A 24,076-nucleotide genomic window follows, 5' to 3' on the forward strand; every position below is an offset into this window, starting at 1 on the left:
GCTTACATTGAACATTGATTTTCATAGTCATGTAAAAATATCAAAGAAATCTACATTTATGCCAGAGTATTTTCAAGAAATGATGCAAGAAGCAAAAGATAGTGGTTTAACAGCATTAGCGATGACAGAACATTTTAATACAAGTCGTTTTAATGATGTATATGAATATATTGATGCAAATTACACATATGTAAATAATTATTATGATATTGACGGGTTTAAATTATTTCCAGGTATAGAAGTAGATGTGAAAGAAAATGGTCATATTTTATTAATTGGTCCAAGGGAAGATATTCTAGCAATCAGAGCAAGGTTAGATAATCATATAGACGAAGAGAACTTTATCGCATTTGATGCATTGATGGATTTAGCGAATGAATATAATGTATTAAAAATTGGTGGTCATCCGTTCCGTGACAGTACACCATTAGCTAGAAATATATCAAATGATCAATTGAAGAAATTAGATGCACTTGATTTAAATGGAAAAGATTTATATTCAAAGGGAATCGATACATGTAAAGAAGAATTAGAACAATTAGCAGAATTAATCAACTTACCAATTGTAGGAGGAAGTGATACACATCAATTCTTACAATATGGAAGCATCATTAATCATTTTGAAAAAAACTGTGTGACAGTTGAAGAAATCAAACAAGAAATTAAAAATAACCATTATCACTTTACTATTGCTAATGATTTACAGTTAAAAGTAAAATCAGCTACTTTAGTAAAGAAATATATGAAAAGATATATCAATGCAAAAGAAGCTGTATTGAGTTAAATATAAAAAGTGTGCAAATCATTTATTGATTTGCACACTTTTTATTTTTTGATTGCTGTTGTCGATTTTCGATATTTAATTTCATAAGGGATGATAATTCGCTTAGCAGGTTCTTCTTTGTTTTTTGTCTTTTCAATTAAACACCGTGCTGATTGTACGCCTAACTGGTATATTTGAATATCTACTGTCGTAAGTGGTGGTGTTGTAATTTCTGCCAAATATAAGTTATTAAATGAAGTAATAGAAACATCTTGAGGACAACTAATTCCAGCCTCTTCTAGTGCATGAATCACACCTAATGTCATTAAATCATCCGCAACAACGAGTCCCGTAGGTGGTTGTTCTAATTGGAATAATTGTGCAACTGCTTCTCGACCACCAGATTTTAAAAACTCTGTATGGACCATATATTCAGTAGGTAGTGGTAAATTCGCTTCAAGTATGGCAGCTTTATATCCTATTAATCGATCAATCGTTACAGTTAATTCTGTTGAACCACCAATAAATGCAATATGCTCGTGCCCAAGTTCTATCAAATGTGTGGTTAAATCTTTACTTGCTTTTACATTATCATTGTCTACATACGTAATTTCATTTTCTAACTCGGAAGGCTTTCCTACAATAACGTACGGAAATTGTTTTTCTGTTAAAAATTGTTGAATTGGATCGTGCATGCGTGAATATAAAAGAATAAGCCCATCCACAATATTGCCATTTACCATACGTTTGACTTCCTCTAGCGCTTGTTCTTCATTTCCACCTGTTGCAACATAAAGTGAGTATTGCGTTTCATGTGCATAAGAGCCAATTCCTCTTAAAACTTCAGGGAAAAAGGGATTTTGTAGTGCTTTATCCGCAGAGGATGGCATGATTACGCCAATTGCTTGGGAAGAACGTGCCACTAAGTTTCGCGCATTTATATTTGGATGATAGCCTAACTCTTTCATTGCTTTCCTTACACGTTTCTTTGTTTCTATACTAATTCGGGGATTATCTGCAATTACCCTTGAAACAGTAGATGGAGCAACCCCCGCTTTCTTTGCTACATCTTTAATCGTTATACCCATATTTGTTCATCCTCTAATTCATTTTCCTCTATTCATTATATCATGGTGTTTGTTTTCTGATAAGTTAGTATTTATTTGTTAACGTAAGAGAAGAAAAGCGAGAAAATGCACCTTCACATTCTCTCGCTCATTCCTAAATATACTCCGAGCTAGTTTAATGTATTATCCTTTCGTTGCACCTTGTGTTAATCCACCAATTAAATATCTTTGTAACATTAAGAATACAAGTGCGATTGGTATAGCAATAAGAATGGAACCAGCTGCAAATCTTGTGAAATTCGTGGAGAATTGATCGTTAATAAAATTATATAAACCTAATGCTAATGTATAATTATTTGGATCTGTCAGCACAATTTTTGGTAATAGGAAATCCATAAATGGAGCCATAAAATTAAATAATGCTACAACAGCTAAAATTGGTTTGGCTAGTGGTAACATAATGGACCAAAAAATACGCAAATGACCTGCTCCATCAATTTTAGCAGCTTCATCCAGTTCACGGGAAATGGTGTCATAATACCCTTTTACTAACCACGCATTAAAAGGTATTTGTCCACCTAGATAGATTAATAAAAGACCCCATATCGAATCAACTAAACCAATTGTAGTTAATAAAATATATAAAGCTACCATCCCCATTAGAGCAGGGAACATTTGTAACAATAAGAATAGATATAATCCATATTTTCTTCCGATAAATGAATAGCGGGAGAAAGCGTATGCGATTAATGATGTGATAACAACAGAACCTAATGCATTTAATACTGCAATAATTAAACTATTTTTGTACCATAATAGATAATCACTATTAGGATTTGTAAACAACCATAAATAATGCTCAAGTGTAGGATTCTCAGGAATCAACTGTGTTACAAGCATATTTGTACCTGGATTAATACTCATCATTACTGTCCAAATCAATGGGTAACCAATGATGATAAACATCAAAACGAAAAATAAGTAAATGAACGCTACTTCGATTTTTGATTTTGTTTTTCTATTCATTGCCATTAGTAACGTCCCTCCTCTTTAAATGAAGCTGTTTTTCTAAATTGGAAAAATGCAAAGCCCATCACAATTAATCCCATAATAATCGTAATTGCCGCTGCCATATTATAATTATTTGTTTCAAATGTTAATTTATATACCCAAGAGATTAAAATATCTGTTCCACCAGCATTTTGACCTCTTACTGCTGGATTCCCTTCATTAAATAGATAAATAATATTAAAGTTGTTAAAATTACCAGCGTATTGCATGATTAATAGTGGTGCTGTCGCAAATAATAAATGTGGCAATGTGATGAATCGAAACTTCTGCCATCTTGATCCACCATCTACATCGGCAGCTTCATACATATCCTGTGGAACACTTTGCAATACACCTGTAAATAATGCAAATACAAATGGAAAACCTAGCCATGTTTGGATCATGATTAACGCTACTTTAGCCCAAAATGGATCAGATAACCATGGAATCATGACATTAAATTGACTTAATATATCACGATTGATAGCTCCGAACGTCGGATTAAATAATGCAGAAAAAATTAATATCGATACAAATGCAGGTACTGCCCATGGCAAAATTAAAACAGTTCTGATTGTTCGTTTGAATTTGATTCGCTTATCATTAACAAGTAGCGCTAAGAATAATCCAAGTCCAATTTGTAATGTAGTTGCAATGACAGTCCAAACAATTGTCCAAGTAAATACACTGAAAAATGTTTCTTTCCAAATATCAATATTTAATAAATCTATAAAATTGTTAAAGCCAACCCAATTCAAAAGATTTCTTGGTGGTGCATTATACTGATTGTAATCGGTAAATGCTAATCCAATCATGAAGATTAAAGGTAACACTACAATGAACAATAGCATAAGCAATCCAGGTAGAATCATAAAGTAAGGAAAACCATTATTATAAAAATCTCTTATACCTTGTAATAACGTAGGATTAGATTTTCCTAAAGCTCGAGCTTTGGCATCCTTTCTCGCATCTAATATATTGTATGCATAAATACCTAGACCAAAAGCTAAAATGATAAGAGAAATAAGGCCTTGGATTAATAATTGAATCGAATGATGTTCCCGTGGAATCGTACCGAGTGTAAATAATCCCCACAATCCAATATCTAAATAATTCCAAAAAACGACTAAAAATGAAATGGATAGGAGAAGAAGAAGGAATCCTTTAAGAAATCTTCTATTATAAAACTGTCCAAAACCAGGAATGATGGATAAAAGTGTTGCAATCGTTTGTGGCTTACGAAATGATTGGTTTTTAATAGTTGTTGCCACAATTTGTCCCTCCTTTTTAGAGAAGGGAAGTAAGATAACTTCCCTTTCTTATAACTTTCTATATTTAGTGTTCCATATATGGTTGTTACTGTGATGCTCCAGATGTAGCGATATTATCTTTAATCACTTCTACCGTTTCTTGTAATACTTCTTCAACAGGTTCACCTTTCGAAATAAATGATAGGCCGTTATTGATTGGATCCCAAACTTGTTGCATTGCAGGAATTCCTGGCATAGGTTCACCAAATGTTGCTTGTTGCGCAAATGCTGAATAGATTGGATCATTTGCAATTGCTTCATTTTCAATTGAATCTAACCTAGCTGGCATCTCTCCGGCAACTTCATAATAAAGCATTGCATTTTCGCTGTTTGTTACAAATTCCATAAAGTCTTGTGCCCACTCTTTATTTTCAGAGTAATATGATAATAAGTAAGCTTTTACACCAACAAATGACTTAGGATTCTCTCCATTTTCTAATGTTGGTAAAATGGTTGCTTGTAAATCTTCACCAAGTGCATCTTGATATTCACGAACCATCCATGGTCCATTAATAACAGCAGCTACTTTCCCTTCTTTGAATAATCCATTCATGATATCTGGTGTTAAATCTTGTGGAATGTATCCATTTGTAAACCATGATTGAATAAGTTCGCCACCTTTTACTGCTCCTTCATTTGCTAATCCGATATCGTCAATGTCATAATTACCATTTTCTTCTGCAAATACATAAGAGCCGTTACCAGAGAAGAATGGATAAGTAAAATAGAAATTCGCAGCCTCCATTAGAAAACCAAATTCATCATTCGCAGCATTTGTTTTTTCTTCGGCGATTGTCATTAATTCTTCCATTGTTTGAGGTGCTTCTTCGATTAATGATTTGTTATAAAAAAGTGCATATGTTTCTGTTACAGCAGGATATCCCCAAGTTTCACCTTCGTTAGTTACTGCGCTAATAGCAGCTTCGGTGAATTCGTTTTCTTTTTCTCCTAAATTAATTGGATCAATTAACCCTCTTAAGACTAAATCACCAATACGATCATGTGGTTGGAAAATAATATCTGGTCCATTTCCAGTTGGTCCTTCTACGTCTAGCTTTTCTACTTGCTCAAGCATATCAATTGGAACAGCTTCAATTTCTATTCCTGTCTCTTCTGTATATTTCTCAGCGATTTGTTTCACAGCATCTTCTTGTTTTTCTTCTGCATTTACCCAAATCGTTAATTTCTCAGGTTTTTCAGGCATTGTGCTATCTGATGATGAATCGCTTTCATTTTCTTCAGAGTTATTATTAGCTGTTTCTTGATCTGAACTATTGCCGCTTTCTTTACTTGTATCTGGCCCACATGCTACTAAAAGACTAACAAACAATAATAAAATACATACTCCTAACCATTTTTTCATCTAACTAACCTCCCGAATTTATGTTTTATGACACACGTTGCGAAAACGTTTGCGCATGTCATGTTTTTTATTATACATACAACAAAGGAATTTGACAATACCTTTTTTTCTTTTTGTTATCTGATTTTGTTTCGATATTATTTAAAAGTGAAGAATAGTAATGATTTGAAGAGATAAGAGGAATAGTGATAAAAAGAGAGATAGTGTGCAAACGATTGTAAAATAATGCATCTATTTGAATGAAAAAAGGTTGTATAATATTTGGTGTTGGTGAAGGGAATTTTGAGGAGAGAACGGTGCTCTTCAAAAGACATTCACTAGCACCTTTTTTCTTATTAATAGAAAACAAGTGAGTTTCCCTGTACAATTAGTTTTTACCACAAAACAATTAGGAGGGAACTCACTTGTCTATTTCTTATTCTATTAAAATGTTAATGGATATTCAAGACCCAAATATCACATTTGAAGAAGATTGTGTGTACGAAGGAACGAAAAAGGGACATGCTTGCCGTTATGTGAAAGGCTTACTTACCTATGTACCCGCGCATTGTGATGCATGTGGCGTAATCAATGAAAACTACACTATTATTAAACATGGAACAAAAACATCTACAATTACATTACCGATTAATGGCGTAAAAAAGTCGTATTTGAAGTTGAAAAAGCAACGTTTTTATTGTCGTGCTTGTCAATGCACCTTCTCAGCTAAAACACCTTTAGTGGATGAAGGATGCTTTATTTCAAAAGGTACACAAGCTCAAGCCATCATTAAATCAGCGGAAGCGTCATCCAAAGATATTGCACCTGATTGTGGGGTATCGTCTTCTACTGTGCAACGCGTCATCAATCGAGAAAGCAAATTATATACTGGTATGCATCAAACCTTACCTAAAAACCTTTCGTTTGATGAATTTAAGTATGCCAAAGGACAGATGGCTTTCACTTATATCGATGCGGAATCAGGGGATATTATCGATATCTTACCGCAAAGAGATGGACGCACCATTCGTGATCATTTCGTAACGAATTATAGTTTAAAACAACGCAAACAAGTAAAGACGATTACGATTGATAGGAATGCAGGATATGTGAGCCTTATCAAAGAACTCTTCCCCAATGCCCGTATCATTATTGATCGATTCCATCTTGTTCAGTTAATCACACGTTCGATGAACAAAGTAAGAGTCCAAGTGATGAATACATTTCATACATCTAAAGGAGAAGATTTAAAGAAATACCGAAGACTCAAACGATATTGGAAACTTCTGTTGAAGTGGGAGAAAGATTTATCGAATACGGAATATAAGTATTATCACTTGTTTGGACAATGTCTAGATACCACTGTGGTCACAGAACTGTTAGGATATTCTTCTGAATTAAAAGCACATTATGATTTATACCAAAAGCTATTAACTGTATTCAAATCCAAAGATCATGACCAACTAGAAAAGATCTTACAGGAACCTACCAATCCAGTAATTTTTAATGTGATGCGAACGAGTCTAAAGACGTTACGGAAACACGCGCCATACATTAAAAACAGTTTCCTCTATCCGTTTAGCGATAGTCGTATAGAAGGCATCAACAATAAAATCAAAGTACTCAATCGTGTCGTATATGGCTATCGTAACTTTTATCATTACAAACATCGGATTCTCTTGCATTTTAAGTTCAAAGCAGTAGAACAAAAACAACAAAAGAAAACACACGCTCCAGCTGCTTAAATAAGCAGAAAGCGTGTGAATATATCTTAAATAAATATGTGGGTAAAAATTCTCACCAACACTATTTGACAAAGAGCCTAATAAAATTTATTAAGTATATAATTTTATTGATTTTATATTGACACGGAATCAGGATGTTATATAATGCGAGTACATCTACAGAAAGACATAAATACAATTTGAGGGCAATGAATTTGTAAAAAACAAACAACCCCGGCTTATAATTAGCTGGTGTTGTTTGTTTTTTTTATACGAGAGGAGGTTTGTTGAAGCGTTTAATTACAAAAAGAAGGGATAGATATCTAATGAAAGGCTTATCTATTTTTGAAAAAGAAATCGATTGCAGTTAGTCTTGTTGTTGTTTTTATGTTATCTCTTTACACTGTAGAAAGTAAGGCCGAAGAAAAAACTAATAAAGTGAACTATTCTCAAGATGTAATTTATCAAATTGTGACAGATAGATTTAATGATGGCAATCCATCGAATAATCCTACAGGTAACTTGTTTAGTCAATCTAATTTGCATAAATATATTGGTGGTGATTGGCAAGGGATTGTCGATAAATTCAATGATGGATATTTAACAGATTTGGGCATAACTGCATTGTGGATTTCGCAACCTGTGGAAAATGTGTATGCAATACATCCACAAGGTTATACTTCCTATCATGGTTACTGGGCAAGAGACTATAAAAAAACCAATCCATTTTATGGGGATTTTAATGATTTTGATGAATTGATTGAAGTTGCACACTCGAATAATTTAAAGGTTATTATGGATTTCACACCAAATCATTCTTCACCTGCTTTAGAAACAAACCAAAACTATGTGGAAAATGGTGCGATTTATGATAATGGTGTGTTATTAGGTAATTATACGAATGATGGAAACGGTATTTTTCATCATAATGGGGGTACAGATTTCTCATCTTATGAAGATAGTATTTATAGAAACTTATATGATTTAGCAGATTATAATTATCTAAATCAAGATTTAGATAATTATTTGAAAGAATCGATTGAATTATGGCTGGATAAAGGTATTGACGGAATTCGAGTAGATGCAGTGAAACATATGTCTCAAGGTTGGCAGGAAACATTAGTCAATCATATATATACGTATAAGCCGGTATTCACTTTTGGAGAATGGTTTCTAGGTCAGAATGAAGTAGATAATCAGAATCATCACTTTGCTAATGAGAGTGGAATGAGTTTATTAGATTTCAGATATGGACAGCAATTAAGACAAGTTTTGAAATCTAATCAGAGTACTTGGATAGATTTTCACAACATGATTGAAGATACAAATGCAAGTTATTCTGAAGTGATTGACCAAGTTACTTTTATAGATAATCATGATATGAGTAGGTTTCATTCTAATAATTCTAATACAGTTAATGTAGATATGGCTTTAGCGATTCTATTAACTTCTCGTGGCGTACCTACAATTTATTATGGAACGGAGCAATATTTAACTGGAGAATCTGATCCGGAAAATAGAAAGAAAATGCCTAGCTTTAATAAATCGACTCGAGCTTATAATATAATAAGTAAACTTTCGAATCTTAGACAAACTAATACCGCATTAGGATACGGTGATACAACAGAGCGTTGGATAAATGATGATGTGTACATTTTTGAAAGGAAATTTGGGAATAACGTTGTAGTTACTGCAATTAACAGTGGTAATACTAGTTATCCTATTACGAATTTACAAACGTCTTTACCAAGTGGCACATATAGTGATGTCTTAGATAGTTTGTTAAATGGTAGTGACATCCATGTAAATCAGAACGGCTCGGTAACCACTTTTGAATTACAACCAAATGAAGTAGCTGTTTGGGAATACACTAGTAGTACAGGGAATGTAGAAGTTGGTCACGTAGGTCCAATGGTAGGTCAACCTGGTAATGAAATAACGATTAGTGGCCAAAACTTTGGTACGAGTGAAGGTATAGTGTTATTTGGTGATAATCAAGCTACAATTAAATCTTGGAATGACACGGATATCGTAGTTAATGCGCCTAGTGTAGAAGCAGGCTATTATGATATTAAAATAATTACTCATAGCAATGTGGAAAGTAATATATATAGTGATTTTGAATTAGTAAGCAATAAGTTACTACCTATTCGAATTGTTGTGGAACAAGCACATACGAATCTGGGTACAGATGTATATATTGTTGGAAACATTCACGAATTAGGCGAATGGGATCCAGATAAAGCAATTGGTCCATTTTTTAATCAAGTAATGTATACGTACCCAAATTGGTATTATGACATAGCATTACCGATAAATGAGAAGATAGAGTATAAATTCATCAAAAAGGATGCTACTGGAAGTGTTATTTGGGAAAGTGGAGCTAATCACTTATATACTGTACCGAATTCTGGTACACATACATTGATAACTACATGGCAAAATTAACCGTATACTGGGCAATGCTTTTTTATATTAAAACAACCCCCTACCGACTAGTAGAGGGGTTTTATCTTAGTTGTGAATTATTTAATGGTACTTTACTAGTAATGAAGGAGTTATAATACATCATAATTAGTATGTAATATAATAAATCAAAATGGAGATGGTAATATGTTTTTAGAAGCTATTCATCATAGGGCAAATGATCAATATCTTTACGCAAAAGATGCTGAAACAATTCATATAATGTTAGAAACAAAAGCAAATGATATCAAAAAAGTAGAGTTAATCTACGCAGATCCATATCATTTTCAAGGAAATCAATGGCAATATAGCCAAAGAGAGATGTATAAGTCAGGTTCTACGTCACTTCTGGATTATTGGAAGATAACTGTAGAGCCTGAATTCAGAAGGTTGCGTTACGGATTTCGTTGTATCGATATAAATGATAATGAAATTATTTACACTGAAAAAGGTTTCTTTAATCGTGTACCTACTGATATTAATAGTTACTTTTGTTTTCCGTATATACATGCTGTGGATTTGTTTAAAGAACCGGAATGGGTAAAAGATACAGTGTGGTATCAAATATTTCCTGATCGATTTGCTAACGGAGATTCTACAATTAATCCTGAAAGTACATTACCTTGGGGGAGTGAGGAACCGTCTCAAACAAATATATTTGGTGGAGACTTTCAAGGAATTATTGATCATTTAGATTATCTAGTAGAACTAGGCATAAATGGTATATATATGACACCAATATTTAAAGCATACTCCAATCATAAGTATGATACAATCGATTATTTTGAGATTGATCCACAGTTCGGGGATAAAGAGACATTTCGAAAACTAATTAAAGAATGTCATGATAGAGGTATAAAGGTAATGCTAGATGCGGTATTTAATCATAGCGGCTATTATTTTGAACCTTTTCAAGATGTGATTAAAAACCAAGAAAGCTCTCCGTTTAAAGATTGGTTTCATATTTGGAATTATCCAATTAAGACAGAAGGTTATCCCAATTACGATGCTTTTGGGTTTGTTGCGTCAATGCCGAAGTTAAATACTGCAAATCAAAAGGTGAAAGAATATTTACTTGATGTCGGTAAATATTGGGTTGAAGAATTCGATATTGATGGATGGCGCTTAGATGTAGCGAATGAAGTAGATCATACATTTTGGCGTGAATTTCGTAAAGCAGTAAAAGAGATTAAGAAAGATGTGTATATTTTAGGTGAGATATGGCATGATGCGATAAAGTGGTTGCAAGGTGATCAGTTCGACGCAGTAATGAATTATCCATTCACAAAGAGTGCAGTAGACTATTTTGCAACTCAAAAAATGGATAGTACGGAGTTTATGGATTCCATTACTAAAGTTCTACACATGTATCCACAAAATGTAAATGAAGTCTCGTTTAATTTGTTAGGTAGTCACGATACAGCAAGAGTGTTGACAATGGCCAATAATAATAAAGAAAGATTGAAATTGTTATTCTTATTTCAATTTTCGTTTATAGGATCCCCATGTATTTATTATGGTGATGAGATAGGTATGGATGGTGGAGGTGATCCTGGCTGTAGGAAATGTATGGTGTGGAATGAAGAGGAACAAGATAAAGAAATGTTTGAGTTTGTTAGAACATTGATACAACTTAGAAGAGATGTACCAGCATTTGGTAACCTATCTAATTTTCAGTTTATAAAGGCAGAAGGCAATGTCGTCATTTATAGTAAAATGAAAGGAAATCAAGAATTACACTTTATTATAAATAATAGTCACTTACAAACGAATATCACTCTTGAGCATTTATCCAATTGTACTGTAAAAGATATATTTTCGAATGAAGTCGAAAAATTAGATAATAAAGCAATTTTAAAATTAAATGCATTTGGGTATAAATGTTTCCAAAAAATATAATTAAATACATTCAAATAAGAAAGAAAGTATTAATGAATGTAAGTGAAAAATTTTTCTATAGAAAGTTGCCACATTGACATATGTGGCAGCTTTTGTACTTTTAGGGGCTTCTCTCTCAATACATAATTATTTCCATTTTACTCTTTAAAAGAAAACATGGTACCACAGAACATTCTTTGAATTGCATCTACGTTTATTCCTTTTCATCTCAGTTTGTCATATAGTGCTAGGATGTCTGTAGATATGTAAAAAAAATACATTTTGTAATTTTCCAATACCGTAGTGCTGAAGCAAGTACAAAAGGATCCATCATCATCTCTGATAACAGATCCTTTTATACTTGCTTCTATTTAATATGTATCGTGTTATGAATAAAGATTGTTTTTACTGCTTTGCTTCATAGCCTGATGCAAAAATTGCTACAATAAATGTAACGCTAACACCAATAATTAATGCTACTCCCATAATAACCCTCCTATTTTTCTATGTGACCGTCCGAAAAACTCCGGTAAATGAGCTTTATTTTATCTTGCCATTATTATAACGGATTATCTCATTTTTGTGAAGCAGTCCTTTAGGATTATTCCAAAAAATTATATTATTATTCCTAATTTGTAAAAAGTTATGTGCTATACTAACTATAAAATAAACAGTAATTGATTAAATAATTGAAGTACTTCTTGATTTGATTAGCCCTATTAGTATTTGAGAGGAAGTGTGTACTTGAAAGCCTATATTGTTTTTGTAACGATATTCTTATTTTTGTCAGGTTGTAGTCATATAGAGGAGGAGGCAATTGACGATTTAAAAACCATTGAACAAGAATTATTAGATAATGATATTACATCTTCGAATATTCTTTATACAGAAGAATTAGAAAATTCGGCATTCTCGATATTTGAGAAGACAAATGGATTTGGTGTATATCAATTTTCCCTAAATGAAAAAGGATGGAGTTATCAAGGACATTCTGGTTTCACGGATACAATGGATCCAACTACTCGACCAATTTCCTTTACACAATCTACTTGGATTAATGGGCCTGTTTCTATGGAACAAGAAAGCACATATACTACATTATTTTTAGGGGTCATAAATGATACGAAAATAAGTAATGTTACACTTTCATACAATAATGTCACAAAAGATGCAAACATCATAAATAATAACGATACAACTTATTGGTATATTGTTTCTGAAAATGACAAAGGAGATGAACAACCGTATATCCTTTCTGCATACTCAAATGAAGGTGAACTACTGTATGAAAGATAATAAAAGCCTGTAGCTAAATTTTTAACGGTACAATTTTAGCTACAGGCTTTTATATATTTATATACATATAATTTGTTCTTCTTTCATATCTTCCAAAAAACAAAAATCATTTTTCACTTTTACTTATCATACATATAGATAAAGCGAGATATGAATAGTGGTGGGAGGATTCATTATCGTTTGCATAAATAAAATCAGTTGGAGAGGATGTACTTCGCTGATCAAAATGGTCTTACTTTATAGAAACAATGCCATTAGGAGGTTTTTATATGGATATATTAAGAAAAGCACAGCACCACAGAGAAAAACAAAATGCATTGAAATGGGAAGGAACATTTAGTCAATATTTGGAATTGTTAAAAGATAGACCATATTTAGCTCAATCTGCACACTCTAGAATTTATCAAATGATTAAGGATGAAGGAATGGAAGAAGCAGATGGTGTGAGAAGATATAATTTTTTTAGCGGTCAGCTTTTTGGTTTAGAAGAAGCATTAGAAAAATTAGTAGAAGAATACTTTCATCCTGCAGCAAAACGTTTAGATGTAAAAAAACGAATTCTTTTATTGATGGGACCTGTTAGTGGTGGAAAATCCACACTTGTAACGATGCTAAAAAGAGGGCTCGAACGATATACATTAACAGATAAGGGTGCAGTATATGCAATTAAAAATTGTCCAATGCATGAGAATCCATTACATTTAATTCCACCATATTTAAGACAAGACTTTGAAAAAGAGTACGGGATTCGAATTGAAGGAAATCTCTCTCCATTAAATCGATTGCGACTGGAAGAAGAGTACAATGGACAGATAGAAGATGTAATTGTTGAGCGAATTTTCTTTTCAGAGGATCGTCGTGTTGGTATTGGTACATTCAGTCCTTCAGATCCAAAGTCACAAGACATCGCTGATTTAACTGGTTCCATTGATTTCTCAACAATTGCCACATATGGGTCAGAATCAGATCCACGTGCCTACCGTTTTGATGGAGAATTAAATAAAGCAAATAGAGGATTAATGGAATTCCAAGAAATGTTGAAATGTGATGAAAAATTTCTTTGGCATCTACTATCTTTAACCCAAGAAGGGAATTTTAAAGCAGGTAGATTTGCGTTGATTTCCGCTGATGAAATGATTGTTGCACACACGAATGAAACAGAATACCGTTCTTTTATCTCTAACAAGAAAAACGAAGCCCTCCATTCTCGAATGATTGTAATGCCAATCCCTTATAATTTAAAAGTAGATGAAGAAGAGCGAATTTATCGCAAAATGATTGAAGAAAGTGATATGAAAGATGTGCATATCGCACCACATACATTAAAAATCGCAGCAATGTTCACGATTTTAACGAGATTAAAAGAATCGAAGCAAAATAATATTAGTTTGTTAAAGAAAATGTATTTGTATAATGACCAAGATGTGGAAGGTTTTAGTGAACAAGATGTACTTGCATTGAAGAAAGAATATGCTGATGAAGGAATGTCTGGAATTGATCCAAGGTATGTCATTAATCGAATTTCTTCCACGATAATACGTAAAGAAATGCAAGCAATTAATGCATTAGATGTGTTACGTTCCTTAAAAGACGGGTTAGATGATCATCCTTCTATTACAAAAGAACAGAAAGAAGACTATTTAGAATTTATTTCAGTTGCTAGAAAAGAATACGATGAATTGGCTAAGAAAGAAGTACAAAAAGCATTTGTCTATTCATACGAAGAATCTGCAAAAACATTGATGAATAATTATTTAGACAATGTAGAAGCATTTTGCAATAAAACAAAGTTAGAAGATCCCTTAACAGGGGAAGAAATGCAACCAGATGAGAAGCTAATGCGCTCTATAGAAGAACAAATTGGTATATCTGAAAATGCAAAGAAACCATTTAGAGAAGAAATATTAATTCGAATTTCCGCATATGCCCGCAAAGGGAAAAAGTTCGACTATCAATCACACGAACGTTTACGTGAAGCAATACAGAAGAAACTTTTTGCGGATTTGAAGGATATTGTTAAAATTACAACATCAACGAAAACACCTGATGAACAGCAATTGAAAAAAATGAATGAAGTTGTCGCCACATTAATAGATGAGTATAATTACAATTCGCAATCAGCGAATGATTTATTGAGATATGTAGGTAGTTTGCTAAATAGATGATTTTCGTATCACTTCTACTATTTAAAGTGTAGAAGTGATACCCTTTTTTAATTTATTTCCATATTCATTCTTGTGAATATAATCACATGATGAAGAACGTTTTGTATGTTTTAACGAAGGAATTGTTTGTTTTATAAAGCGTTTTCTTTATGCGTAGATTATTTACAAAAAAGTATCAAATATTCCTTACTTTTATGTTGTTTCCCATAGTAAAATGAGTTATATTTAAGGAAGTAATGGTAATCCATTACGATATTGGATGGGAGTAAAGTATGTAGAAGAAAGTGACTTCTAATGGGGGTATATAAAGTGACACAGCAGGGATCCAGTGAAAAATTCTGGAAAAAATTTTATGGTCCCAATATGGGATATTTAGAAGAACAATATGAACTTTACTTAAATGATAGGAATGCTGTTGATCAAACACTACAAGAGATGTTCGATCAATACGGAGCTCCTAAAATGTCAAGTCATGATGTGAATGAGGTCGTTACTCAAAGTGGACTTTCGTCGTCTATAAGTGCAAAACAACTTACCTCAGCAATCAAACTTGTTGAGGCTATTAGACGTTATGGTCACTTAAAAGCAACGATTTATCCAGTCGATACTGGCAAATCAGGTGACACGACTTTAGTAGATCCTGCACATTACGGATTAACAAAAGATATTTTGGAAGCGATTCCGTCAGATTGGATTTGGGAGCGCTCCGTCAAAGGTATCGATACAGCACAAGATGTTGTGGAATATTTGATGCAACAATATGCTGGAACGATATCATTTGAATATGATCACGTAAACGATGATGAAGAAAGAAATTGGTTCCAGAACAGCATTGAATCTGGAGAGTATCGATTTAATTTTACTGATAATGAAAAACGTCAGTTGTTAGGTCAAATTGTAGATGTGGAAGGATTTGAGAATTTCCTTGCCAAAACATTTGTCGCACAAAAGCGTTTCTCTATTGAAGGCTTGGAAATGATGGTACCAATTCTTGATCGAATTGTACAAAAATCATTTTATGACGAAACAGAGGAAATTCTGATGGGAATGGCACACCGTGGTCGACTTAGTGTGTTAACACATATATTAGGAAAGCCATTTGATAAGTTATTCTCGGAATTTCATCCATCTGCAGATATTGAACTTGTACCAACATCACCAGGATCACGTGCAATCACATATGGTTGGACAGGTGACGTGAAATATCATTTCGGTGCAAAACGTCAATTAGGTGAAGAAAAACCATCACCAACAAAAATTACTTTAGCGCACAATCCTTCACACTTGGAGTTTGTTAATCCCGTAGTGGAAGGTTTTACAAGAGCAGCACAAGATTCTCGTTTCCAACAAGGTAAAGTACAGCAAAACACGAAGAAGGCATTTAGCATTTTAATACATGGAGATGCAGCTTTTATCGGAGAAGGCGTCGTTGCAGAGACGTTTAACTTAAGTGCGTTACCTGGATATAGTACAGGGGGATCACTACATATTATTGCAAATAACTTAGTAGGATTTACTACAGGGCAAGAACAAGGACGTTCTACTAGATATGCGAGTGATTTAGCAAAAGGATTTGAAGTGCCGATTATTCATGTGAATGCAGATGATCCAGAAGCTTGTATTTCTGCTGCAGTGCTTGCATATGATTACCGTAGTAAATTTAAAAAGGATATTTTAATCGATTTAGTTGGTTACCGCAGATATGGTCATAATGAAATGGATGAACCGAGAGCGACGCAACCACGTCTATATAAGGCGATTGATAATCATCCGACATGTGCACAAGTATATGCAAAACGATTACAAGATCAAGGGGTCATTCAAGAAAATACGTTAGAGGAAATGAACGAAGCTGTTTTTAATAAATTACAAGGTATATATGATGAAATGATAGAAAACGTAAACGAAAATCCGGAAGCATTGCCGATTCCACAAGCACTTCAACAAGGTTTAAGTGAAATTGAGACGGCTGTTTCAAAGGATACGTTACTTACTTTAAATAGAGACATGTTAAGACGTCCTGAGGGATTCCAAGCATTCAAGAAATTAGAAAAAATATTACAAAAACGCCATCGAAGTTTCGAATCAGACTTGAAAGCGGATTGGGCTGTTGGAGAAGCATTAGCTTTTGCATCTATATTAAATGACGGTATTCCAATTCGCTTAACAGGTCAAGATTCAGAGCGTGGAACATTTGCACATAGACACTTAATGTTACATGACGTGGAGACAAACGAAACTTACTGTTCATTACACGGATTACAAAATACAAATGTTACTTTTGATGTGCATAACAGTCCACTATCAGAAGCGGCAGTGTTAGGTTTTGAGTATGGATATAGCGTGAAAGCTCCAAAAACATTAGTTATTTGGGAAGCACAATTCGGTGATTTCGCTAATGCGGCACAAGTTATTTTTGATCAATTTATTTCGTCAAGTCGTGCGAAATGGGATGAAAGGTCAAATATGGTAATTTTATTACCACATGGTTATGAAGGGCAAGGACCTGAGCATTCAAGTGGACGTGTGGAACGTTTCTTAACGATGGCAGCAGAAAATAACTGGATTGTTGCGAATGTTACATCAAGTGCACAATTATTCCACATATTAAGAAGACAAGCGGCACTAGTTGATAGTGAGGCATCAAGGCCGTTAATTGTGATGACCCCAAAAAGCTTGTTAAGAAGTCCAAGAGTTGTCTCGAAAATAGAAGAATTCACATCAGGAAAATTTAAACCGTTGATGCCACAACCAGGATTAGAGTGGACTTCTACAAATGCGACTCGTTTAATCGTAGGGACAGGTAAAGTAATGGTAGATATCGAAGAAAAAATGGGTGAAGACATGGAAGCATATAAAAATATCCATGTATTAAGATTAGAGCAAATTTATCCATTCCCTGAAAAGAAATTACAAGAAATAATTGACGCTTGCCCGAATTTGAAAGAAGTCGTTTGGGTACAAGAAGAACCACGTAATATGGGTTGCTGGAATTTTGTAAAAGAATTATTGTTCCGAATTGTTAAAGATAGATCAATTGAATTACAATATGTTGGCCGATGTGAACGCTCATCACCATCCGTAGGTGACCCACATATCCATAAAGCGGAGCAAAGACGCCTAGTAAAACAAGCATTAGAGCTGTCTGAAGGAGGAGAATCCAAATGAAGGAAATTAAGGTCCCAGAATTAGCAGAATCAATTACGGAAGGTACCATTGCGGAATGGTTAGTGAGTGAAGGGGATACAATTGAAAAAGGCGCACCAATTTGTGAACTTGAAACAGATAAAGTAAATGTAGAGGTAAATGCAGATTATACAGGTGTAGTTGTAGAATTAGTTCGACAAACAGGTGATGATGTAGAAGTTGGCGAAGTAATTGCTAAAATTGATGAAAATGGAGAAGTTTCATCAGATAGTAGTGATGCACAGTCAATTACGAAAGAGGTATCAAAAGAGAAAGAAGAAAAAGCAGAAGATAAAACTACTTCTGATTCCACAGATAAAGAAAATAAAGTGATTGCTTCACCTGCAGCTAGAAAGCGTGCACGTGAATTAGGAATTGATTTAAAGCAAGTTGTTACAAATGATCCATTAGGAAGAATTAGACCAGAAGATGTGGAAAAATTATCAAATGCATTGAAAGAAGAAAAACCAAAGCAAGAGCAAAAAACATCAAGCAATTCTAACTCTGCTGAAAAAGAGCAAGAATTTGAAAAACCAGTTGAACGTGTAAAAATGACAAGACGTCGCCAAACAATCGCAAATCGACTTGTAGAAGCACAACATACTGCAGCGATGTTAACAACTTTTAATGAAGTTGATATGAGTGCAGTGATGAAGCTTAGAAGTGAAAGAAAAGATAAGTTTCTTGAGAAGCACGGTGTGAAGTTAGGTTTTATGTCATTCTTTACAAAAGCGGTAGTCGGTGCATTAAAAGAGTTTCCGTATATTAATGCAGAGATTCAAGACAATGAGATTATTTTGAAAAAATTCTATGACATTGGTATTGCTGTCTCGACAGATGATGGATTAGTAGTTCCTGTTGTACGTGATGCGGACAGACTAGATTTTGCAGGTATTGAATCTGAAATAACGAATCTAGGTAAGAAAGCACGCAATAAAGAATTGCAGTTAGCAGATTTACAAGGTGGGTCATTCACTATTACAAATGGAGGTATTTTTGGTTCTTTATTATCGACACCAATTTTAAATACTCCACAAGTTGGAATTTTAGGTATGCACACAATTCAGAAGCGTGCGATAGTGATGCCGGATGATTCGATTGAGGTTCGACCAATGATGAATATTGCATTATCCTATGATCACCGTATTGTAGACGGAAAAGACGCAGTACAATTCCTTGTTCGAGTCAAACAATTGTTAGAAGACCCGTATGATTTATTATTAGAAGGTTAATAAGACAGCGACTAGCAGGTATATTGCTAGTCGCTATTTTTTGTGTTCACCAGTCTCTACGTTTCTAAACGGGCGTTTTCGCTTTTGATTCATCCAGCTACAACGCCCAGAAACTAGGAGACTTCACAAATCAACAATCAATAAGTCATCATCGGTTCGCAAGCTCACCGTGATTCCTTTATTTCAGTTGATTTGTTCCAGTCTCTACGTTTCTAAACGGGCGTTTTCGCTTTTGATGCGGCCAGCACTGCCAGTCAGAAACTATGGTACTTCAAAAATCGCTCTACGATAAGTCATCATCGGTTCGCAAGCTCACCGTGATTCCTTTATCTCAGTTGATTTTCTCCAGTCCCTACGTTTCTAAACGACTGGCAGTGCTTTTGATAATTATTTTAATTTTTTTGGTTGTTTACTTAATCTTTCTTAGGGTTCTTGCATAGAATAAAATAATACAAGCAGAGGAGGGTTTTGGGATGACTGATTTTAATTTTGTGATTGCTGAAGAAGATTGGTCCCTCCATAGAAAAGGGTTTGACGATCAAAAGCGACATCAAGATAAAATAAAGGAAGCGCTTAAAAAGAGGTTGCCTGATATTATTAGTGAAGAGAGTATTATCATGTCAAGAGGTAAGGATATTGTACGTATTCCAATCCGCTCTTTAGATGAATATAAAATCCGTTATAGCCAATCGAAAAATAAGCATGTTGGGCAAGGTAATGGCAAAAGTCAAGTTGGTGATGTGATTGCACAAGATGGAAAACCACAAAAAGGTGGAACCGGGGAAAAAGCTGGAGATCAACCAGGCACCGATTATTATGAAGCAGAGATAGACTTTGAGACATTAGAAGAAGCATTTTTTTCAGAATTAGCATTACCGAATTTAGAAGAAAAAGAGAAAGATAATATAACAATAACAGATGTCCAATTTAATGATATTAGAAAGAAAGGCTTAACAGGTAATATTGATAAAAAACGAACAATGCTAGCATCTTATCGCAGAAATGCATTAGAAGGAAACCCTTCATTTACTCCAATATATCCAGATGATTTGCGATTTAAGACTTGGGATAATGTAATTAAGCCTGAATCTAAAGCCGTAATTCTTGCGATGATGGATACGAGTGGATCTATGGGTCAATTTGAAAAATATGTAGCGAGAAGTTTTTACTTTTGGACAATGCGATTTTTACGAAAGAAATACGAGACAGTAGATGTCGAATTTATTGCGCATCATACGGAGGCAAAAGTAGTAGATGAGGAAGCATTTTTTACAAAAGGAGAAAGTGGTGGAACGATTTGTTCCTCTGCTTATAAAAAGGCACTAGAGTTAATAAAAGAGAAATATCCTGTATCAAGATATAATATATACCCTTTCCACATTTCAGATGGAGACAATTTAACTTCTGATAATAGAAGGTCATTAGAAGCCGTGAATGAATTGCTTGAATATGCGTCTATGTTTGGTTATGGTGAAGTGAATCAGTATAATCGTTACTCCACATTAACACAGGCATTTAAAGATATTAACCATCCTAAATTTAAACAATTTGTTCTAAGAAGTAAAGAAGATGTATTTTTCGCAATGAAACATTTCTTTCGAGAAAAAAGCTACTCATAGGAGTGGCTTTTTTATTTGAAATTATGTTGTTTTTTGATGAAAAATGACTCTATTTCATGTTAGTATATAAAATGCGGTTAATTTATGCAAAAAAAGGGAAGATTATAATGACATTTATTATATGAAAAAAGGAGGAAATTAGATGGGTATTCTTTTGGGGATTGTTGCAATTTTATTTGTTATAGCTGTTGCCTATTTGATGAGTAATGATCGCAAAAACATTAACTTTATAGGTGTTGGAATTATGATTCTAGCACAAGTCTTAACAACATGGTTCATGTTTATGACACCAATCGGAGAGGCAATCATTAATTGGATTTCTGATATTTTTAATAAGTTAATTGCTTATGGTACTGAAGGTGTGAATTTTGTAGTTGGTGGTATTGAAGGAGAAGGTGTATTCTTCTTTAATGTACTGCTGATTATCATTTTCTTCTCTACTATTTTGTCTGTATTAACATACTTACGCATCTTACCGTTTATTATCAAATACATCGGTTGGCTTATATCGAAAATAACTGGCCTACCTAAGGTGGAATCATTTAATGCAGTAAATAGTATGTTTTTTGGTCAATCAGAAGCATTGATTGCGATAAAATCACAATTTCATCACTTAAATAATAATAGATTATATATTGTCAGTGCATCTGCAATGGGTTCAGTTTCTGCATCCATTATTGGTGCATATATGCAAATGCTGCCAGCAGAATATGTACTCGTTGCAATTCCATTAAACATGTTTAGTGCATTAATCATTGGTTCCATTATCGCGCCAGTAAATGTTAAAGCAGAAAATGATGAAGTGGATGTAAAAAATGTATCTGAAGCGAAGAGTTTTTTTGAGGCAATGGGAAATGGAGCATTAGATGGTGGACGTATTGCGTTAATCGTTGCAGCAATGCTTATTGCATTTATCGCGTCATTAGAATTAGTAAATGCCGTTATTTCTTTTATCTTTTCTGGTGTAACATTACAGCAAATATTAGGTTATATTTTATATCCAATTGGTTTCCTTATGGGGATTTCTCCAAATGAGTTATTACAAGCCGGCGGAATTATGGGGACAAAAATTATCACGAATGAATTTGTTGCAATGTTAGAGTTACAACCACTTGTAGGTACATTCTCTGAAAAGACAGTAGGGATTGTTTCCGTATTTTTAACAAGTTTTGCTAACTTCTCTTCTATTGGTATTATTGCAGGTACAGTTCAAGGGATTGATAGTGAAAAAGGTGCAGCTGTATCTAAGTTCGGATTGAAATTATTAATCGGAGCAACACTTGGATCTATACTTTCCGCAACGATTGCAGGTTTATTTTTATAATCGAAACTTTGAATTAATTTAATAATGAAAAATTACAAGCCGAGTGAATGCATAGGATTAAGCATTTGTTCGGCTTGTTGTATGATAAATTGTTAAAGCGTTTTATGTTTAATGTAGTAAATCCGTGGAATTATTACAGTAATACCAATAATTTAAATGAGGTGAAAGAATGAATACATATTCATTATATATAGACGGTGAGTGGAAAGAAACTAATGAGAAAATAGAAGTACTTGATAAATATACACAAGAAGTATACGCACATGTAAGCAAGGCAGATGAAAAAATAGTTGATCAAGCAATCACAAGTGCTAAACAAGCATTTCAAACAAAGAAGTTAACACCATATGAAAGATATGAAGTACTTCAGAAAACATCCGTATTAATGTTAGAAAAAGAAGAAGAACTTGCAAAAATTATTGTAAAAGAGGCAGGTAAACCATTAAAACAAGCTAGAGCAGAGATTAAGCGATCTGCCGAAACATTTCTTCTTGCTGCAGAAGAAGCAAAGCGGATAAGCGGAGAAGGTGTGCCGGTAGATGCAGCAAAAGGCTCTGAGAATCGTCTTGCATTTACGATACGTCAACCTGTTGGGGTTGTTGGAGCAATCAGTCCATTCAATTTCCCATTAAATTTAGTTGCACATAAAGTTGCCCCAGCATTAGCAGCTGGTAATGCAGTTGTATTAAAGCCAGCGAGTAAAACACCACTTTCAGCATTAGAATTGGCTAAAATTCTAGAACAAGCAGGATTGCCAAAAGGATTGCTGCAAGTTGTAGTTGGCTCAGGATCTACTGTAGGAAATGAAATGATGAAGGATAAACGAATTAATTTGTATACTTTTACAGGTAGTGCAGAAGTTGGTCTAAAGTTAAAGCAAGAAACGGGATTAAACAAATTGATATTAGAACTTGGTAATAATTCGCCTGTAATTATTGATAAAGAGGCGGATGTGGCATTTGCAGCAAAAACGTTAGCTGGTCAATGTTTTGCGTTTGCAGGTCAAGTATGTATATCTGTGCAACGAATTTATGTACATGAATCGATAAAAGAAGAATTTTTAGCATCGTTCTTGCACGAAATTTCAAAGCTTCATATTGGTAATCCAAATGAAGAAGTGACGGATGTCGGTCCGATGATTTCTGTAAAAGAAGCAGAGCGAGCAGAAGAGTGGATTAAGGAAGCTGTGGATAATGGTGCAGAAATCGCTCATGGTGGTAAGAGAACGAATGCGTTACTAGAACCAACTGTTTTGACAAATGTAAGTAGTAAGATGAAAGTTGTTTGTGAAGAAATCTTTGCCCCAGTAGTATCGATAATGGAATTTGAAAATATAGATGCCTGTATAAAAGAGGTAAATGCCTCTAATTATGGCCTACAAGGCAGCATATTCACTCAAAATATTGATACGGCATTTCATGTGGCAAAAGCAATCGAAGTCGGTGGATTTATGGTCAATGATGGCACGCAGTATCGAGTAGATTTAATGCCATATGGTGGGGTGAAAGACAGTGGAAATGGTAAAGAAGGGCCAAAATACTCTATTAATGAAATGACAGAAGAGAAATTGATAGTGCTGAATTTAAGATAAGGTGTGTGATAAAGTTAGCTAGAAAGAGATGGAGACAAAAGAATTATACCATTACAAAAATCC

15 protein-coding genes are annotated in these 24,076 nt (G+C 34.0%); 11 read left to right on the forward strand and 4 right to left on the reverse strand.

All coding sequences use genetic code 11. The features are described from left to right. The first annotated feature begins 7 nt into the window (after positions 1–7). Positions 8–784 carry a PHP domain-containing protein gene (locus ACFOZ1_RS02920; protein WP_390195671.1) on the forward strand — a complete coding sequence of 259 codons (777 nt, stop codon included), beginning with the start codon at positions 8–10 and terminating at the stop codon, positions 782–784. Between the two features lie 41 nt (positions 785–825). Here the strand turns inward: ACFOZ1_RS02920 and ACFOZ1_RS02925 are convergent, their stop codons facing one another. The 4 genes from ACFOZ1_RS02925 to ACFOZ1_RS02940 form a co-directional block, all read right to left on the reverse strand. Next, on the reverse strand, positions 826–1,851 hold the full coding sequence (locus ACFOZ1_RS02925) for a LacI family DNA-binding transcriptional regulator (protein WP_390195674.1): 1,026 nt from the start codon (positions 1,849–1,851) through the stop codon (positions 826–828). 162 nt (positions 1,852–2,013) lie between these two features. Next, on the reverse strand, positions 2,014–2,856 hold the full coding sequence (locus tag ACFOZ1_RS02930; RefSeq protein WP_390198031.1) for a sugar ABC transporter permease: 843 nt from the start codon (positions 2,854–2,856) through the stop codon (positions 2,014–2,016). 5 nt (positions 2,857–2,861) lie between these two features. Continuing rightward, on the reverse strand, positions 2,862–4,139 hold the full coding sequence (locus ACFOZ1_RS02935; RefSeq protein ID WP_390198034.1) for a carbohydrate ABC transporter permease: 1,278 nt from the start codon (positions 4,137–4,139) through the stop codon (positions 2,862–2,864). 97 nt (positions 4,140–4,236) lie between these two features. Next, complete coding sequence (locus ACFOZ1_RS02940; protein ID WP_390195677.1) at positions 4,237–5,553, reverse strand: extracellular solute-binding protein; 1,317 nt, start codon at positions 5,551–5,553, stop codon at positions 4,237–4,239. A gap of 404 nt (positions 5,554–5,957) precedes the next feature. On the opposite strand from ACFOZ1_RS02940, the gene ACFOZ1_RS02945 reads away from it, so the two are divergent. The 10 genes from ACFOZ1_RS02945 to ACFOZ1_RS02990 all read left to right on the forward strand — a co-directional run bounded on the left by ACFOZ1_RS02945 (position 5,958) and on the right by ACFOZ1_RS02990 (position 24,013). Continuing rightward, entirely contained in the window at positions 5,958–7,277 is a 1,320-nt protein-coding gene (locus ACFOZ1_RS02945) for an ISL3 family transposase (protein WP_390195680.1), read from the forward strand. Between the two features lie 324 nt (positions 7,278–7,601). Then, positions 7,602–9,704 carry an alpha-amylase family glycosyl hydrolase gene (locus ACFOZ1_RS02950; RefSeq protein WP_390195682.1) on the forward strand — a complete coding sequence of 701 codons (2,103 nt, stop codon included), beginning with the start codon at positions 7,602–7,604 and terminating at the stop codon, positions 9,702–9,704. 165 nt (positions 9,705–9,869) lie between these two features. After that, a complete protein-coding gene (locus ACFOZ1_RS02955) occupies positions 9,870–11,621 on the forward strand; it encodes a glycoside hydrolase family 13 protein (RefSeq protein WP_390195685.1) in 1,752 nt (583 codons plus the stop codon). A 723-nt stretch (positions 11,622–12,344) separates the two neighbouring features. Next, the gene (locus ACFOZ1_RS02960; protein WP_390195686.1) at positions 12,345–12,896 is read left to right on the forward strand and encodes a hypothetical protein; all 552 of its coding nucleotides are present in this window, start codon (positions 12,345–12,347) and stop codon (positions 12,894–12,896) included. Between the two features lie 269 nt (positions 12,897–13,165). Next, the gene (locus ACFOZ1_RS02965) at positions 13,166–15,061 is read left to right on the forward strand and encodes a PrkA family serine protein kinase (RefSeq protein ID WP_390195689.1); all 1,896 of its coding nucleotides are present in this window, start codon (positions 13,166–13,168) and stop codon (positions 15,059–15,061) included. Between the two features lie 294 nt (positions 15,062–15,355). After that, positions 15,356–18,229, forward strand: a complete 2,874-nt coding sequence (locus ACFOZ1_RS02970; RefSeq protein WP_390195692.1) for a 2-oxoglutarate dehydrogenase E1 component — start codon at positions 15,356–15,358, stop codon at positions 18,227–18,229. Further along, the gene (gene odhB, locus ACFOZ1_RS02975) at positions 18,226–19,479 is read left to right on the forward strand and encodes a 2-oxoglutarate dehydrogenase complex dihydrolipoyllysine-residue succinyltransferase (protein ID WP_390195694.1); all 1,254 of its coding nucleotides are present in this window, start codon (positions 18,226–18,228) and stop codon (positions 19,477–19,479) included. Before ACFOZ1_RS02970 ends, odhB begins: the two co-directional genes overlap by 4 nt. 473 nt (positions 19,480–19,952) lie before the next feature. Then, positions 19,953–21,098 carry a sporulation protein YhbH gene (gene yhbH, locus ACFOZ1_RS02980; RefSeq protein ID WP_390195696.1) on the forward strand — a complete coding sequence of 382 codons (1,146 nt, stop codon included), beginning with the start codon at positions 19,953–19,955 and terminating at the stop codon, positions 21,096–21,098. A gap of 142 nt (positions 21,099–21,240) precedes the next feature. Further along, on the forward strand, positions 21,241–22,422 hold the full coding sequence (locus tag ACFOZ1_RS02985; RefSeq protein ID WP_390195698.1) for a NupC/NupG family nucleoside CNT transporter: 1,182 nt from the start codon (positions 21,241–21,243) through the stop codon (positions 22,420–22,422). Positions 22,423–22,591: 169 nt separating this feature from the next. Continuing rightward, positions 22,592–24,013: an aldehyde dehydrogenase family protein gene (locus ACFOZ1_RS02990; RefSeq protein WP_390195701.1), complete on the forward strand. Its 1,422-nt coding sequence runs from the start codon at positions 22,592–22,594 to the stop codon at positions 24,011–24,013. Positions 24,014–24,076: the final 63 nt, after the last annotated feature.

Source organism: Gracilibacillus marinus, assembly GCF_042651725.1.
Taxonomy (GTDB): Bacteria; Bacillota; Bacilli; order Bacillales; family Amphibacillaceae; genus Gracilibacillus; species Gracilibacillus marinus.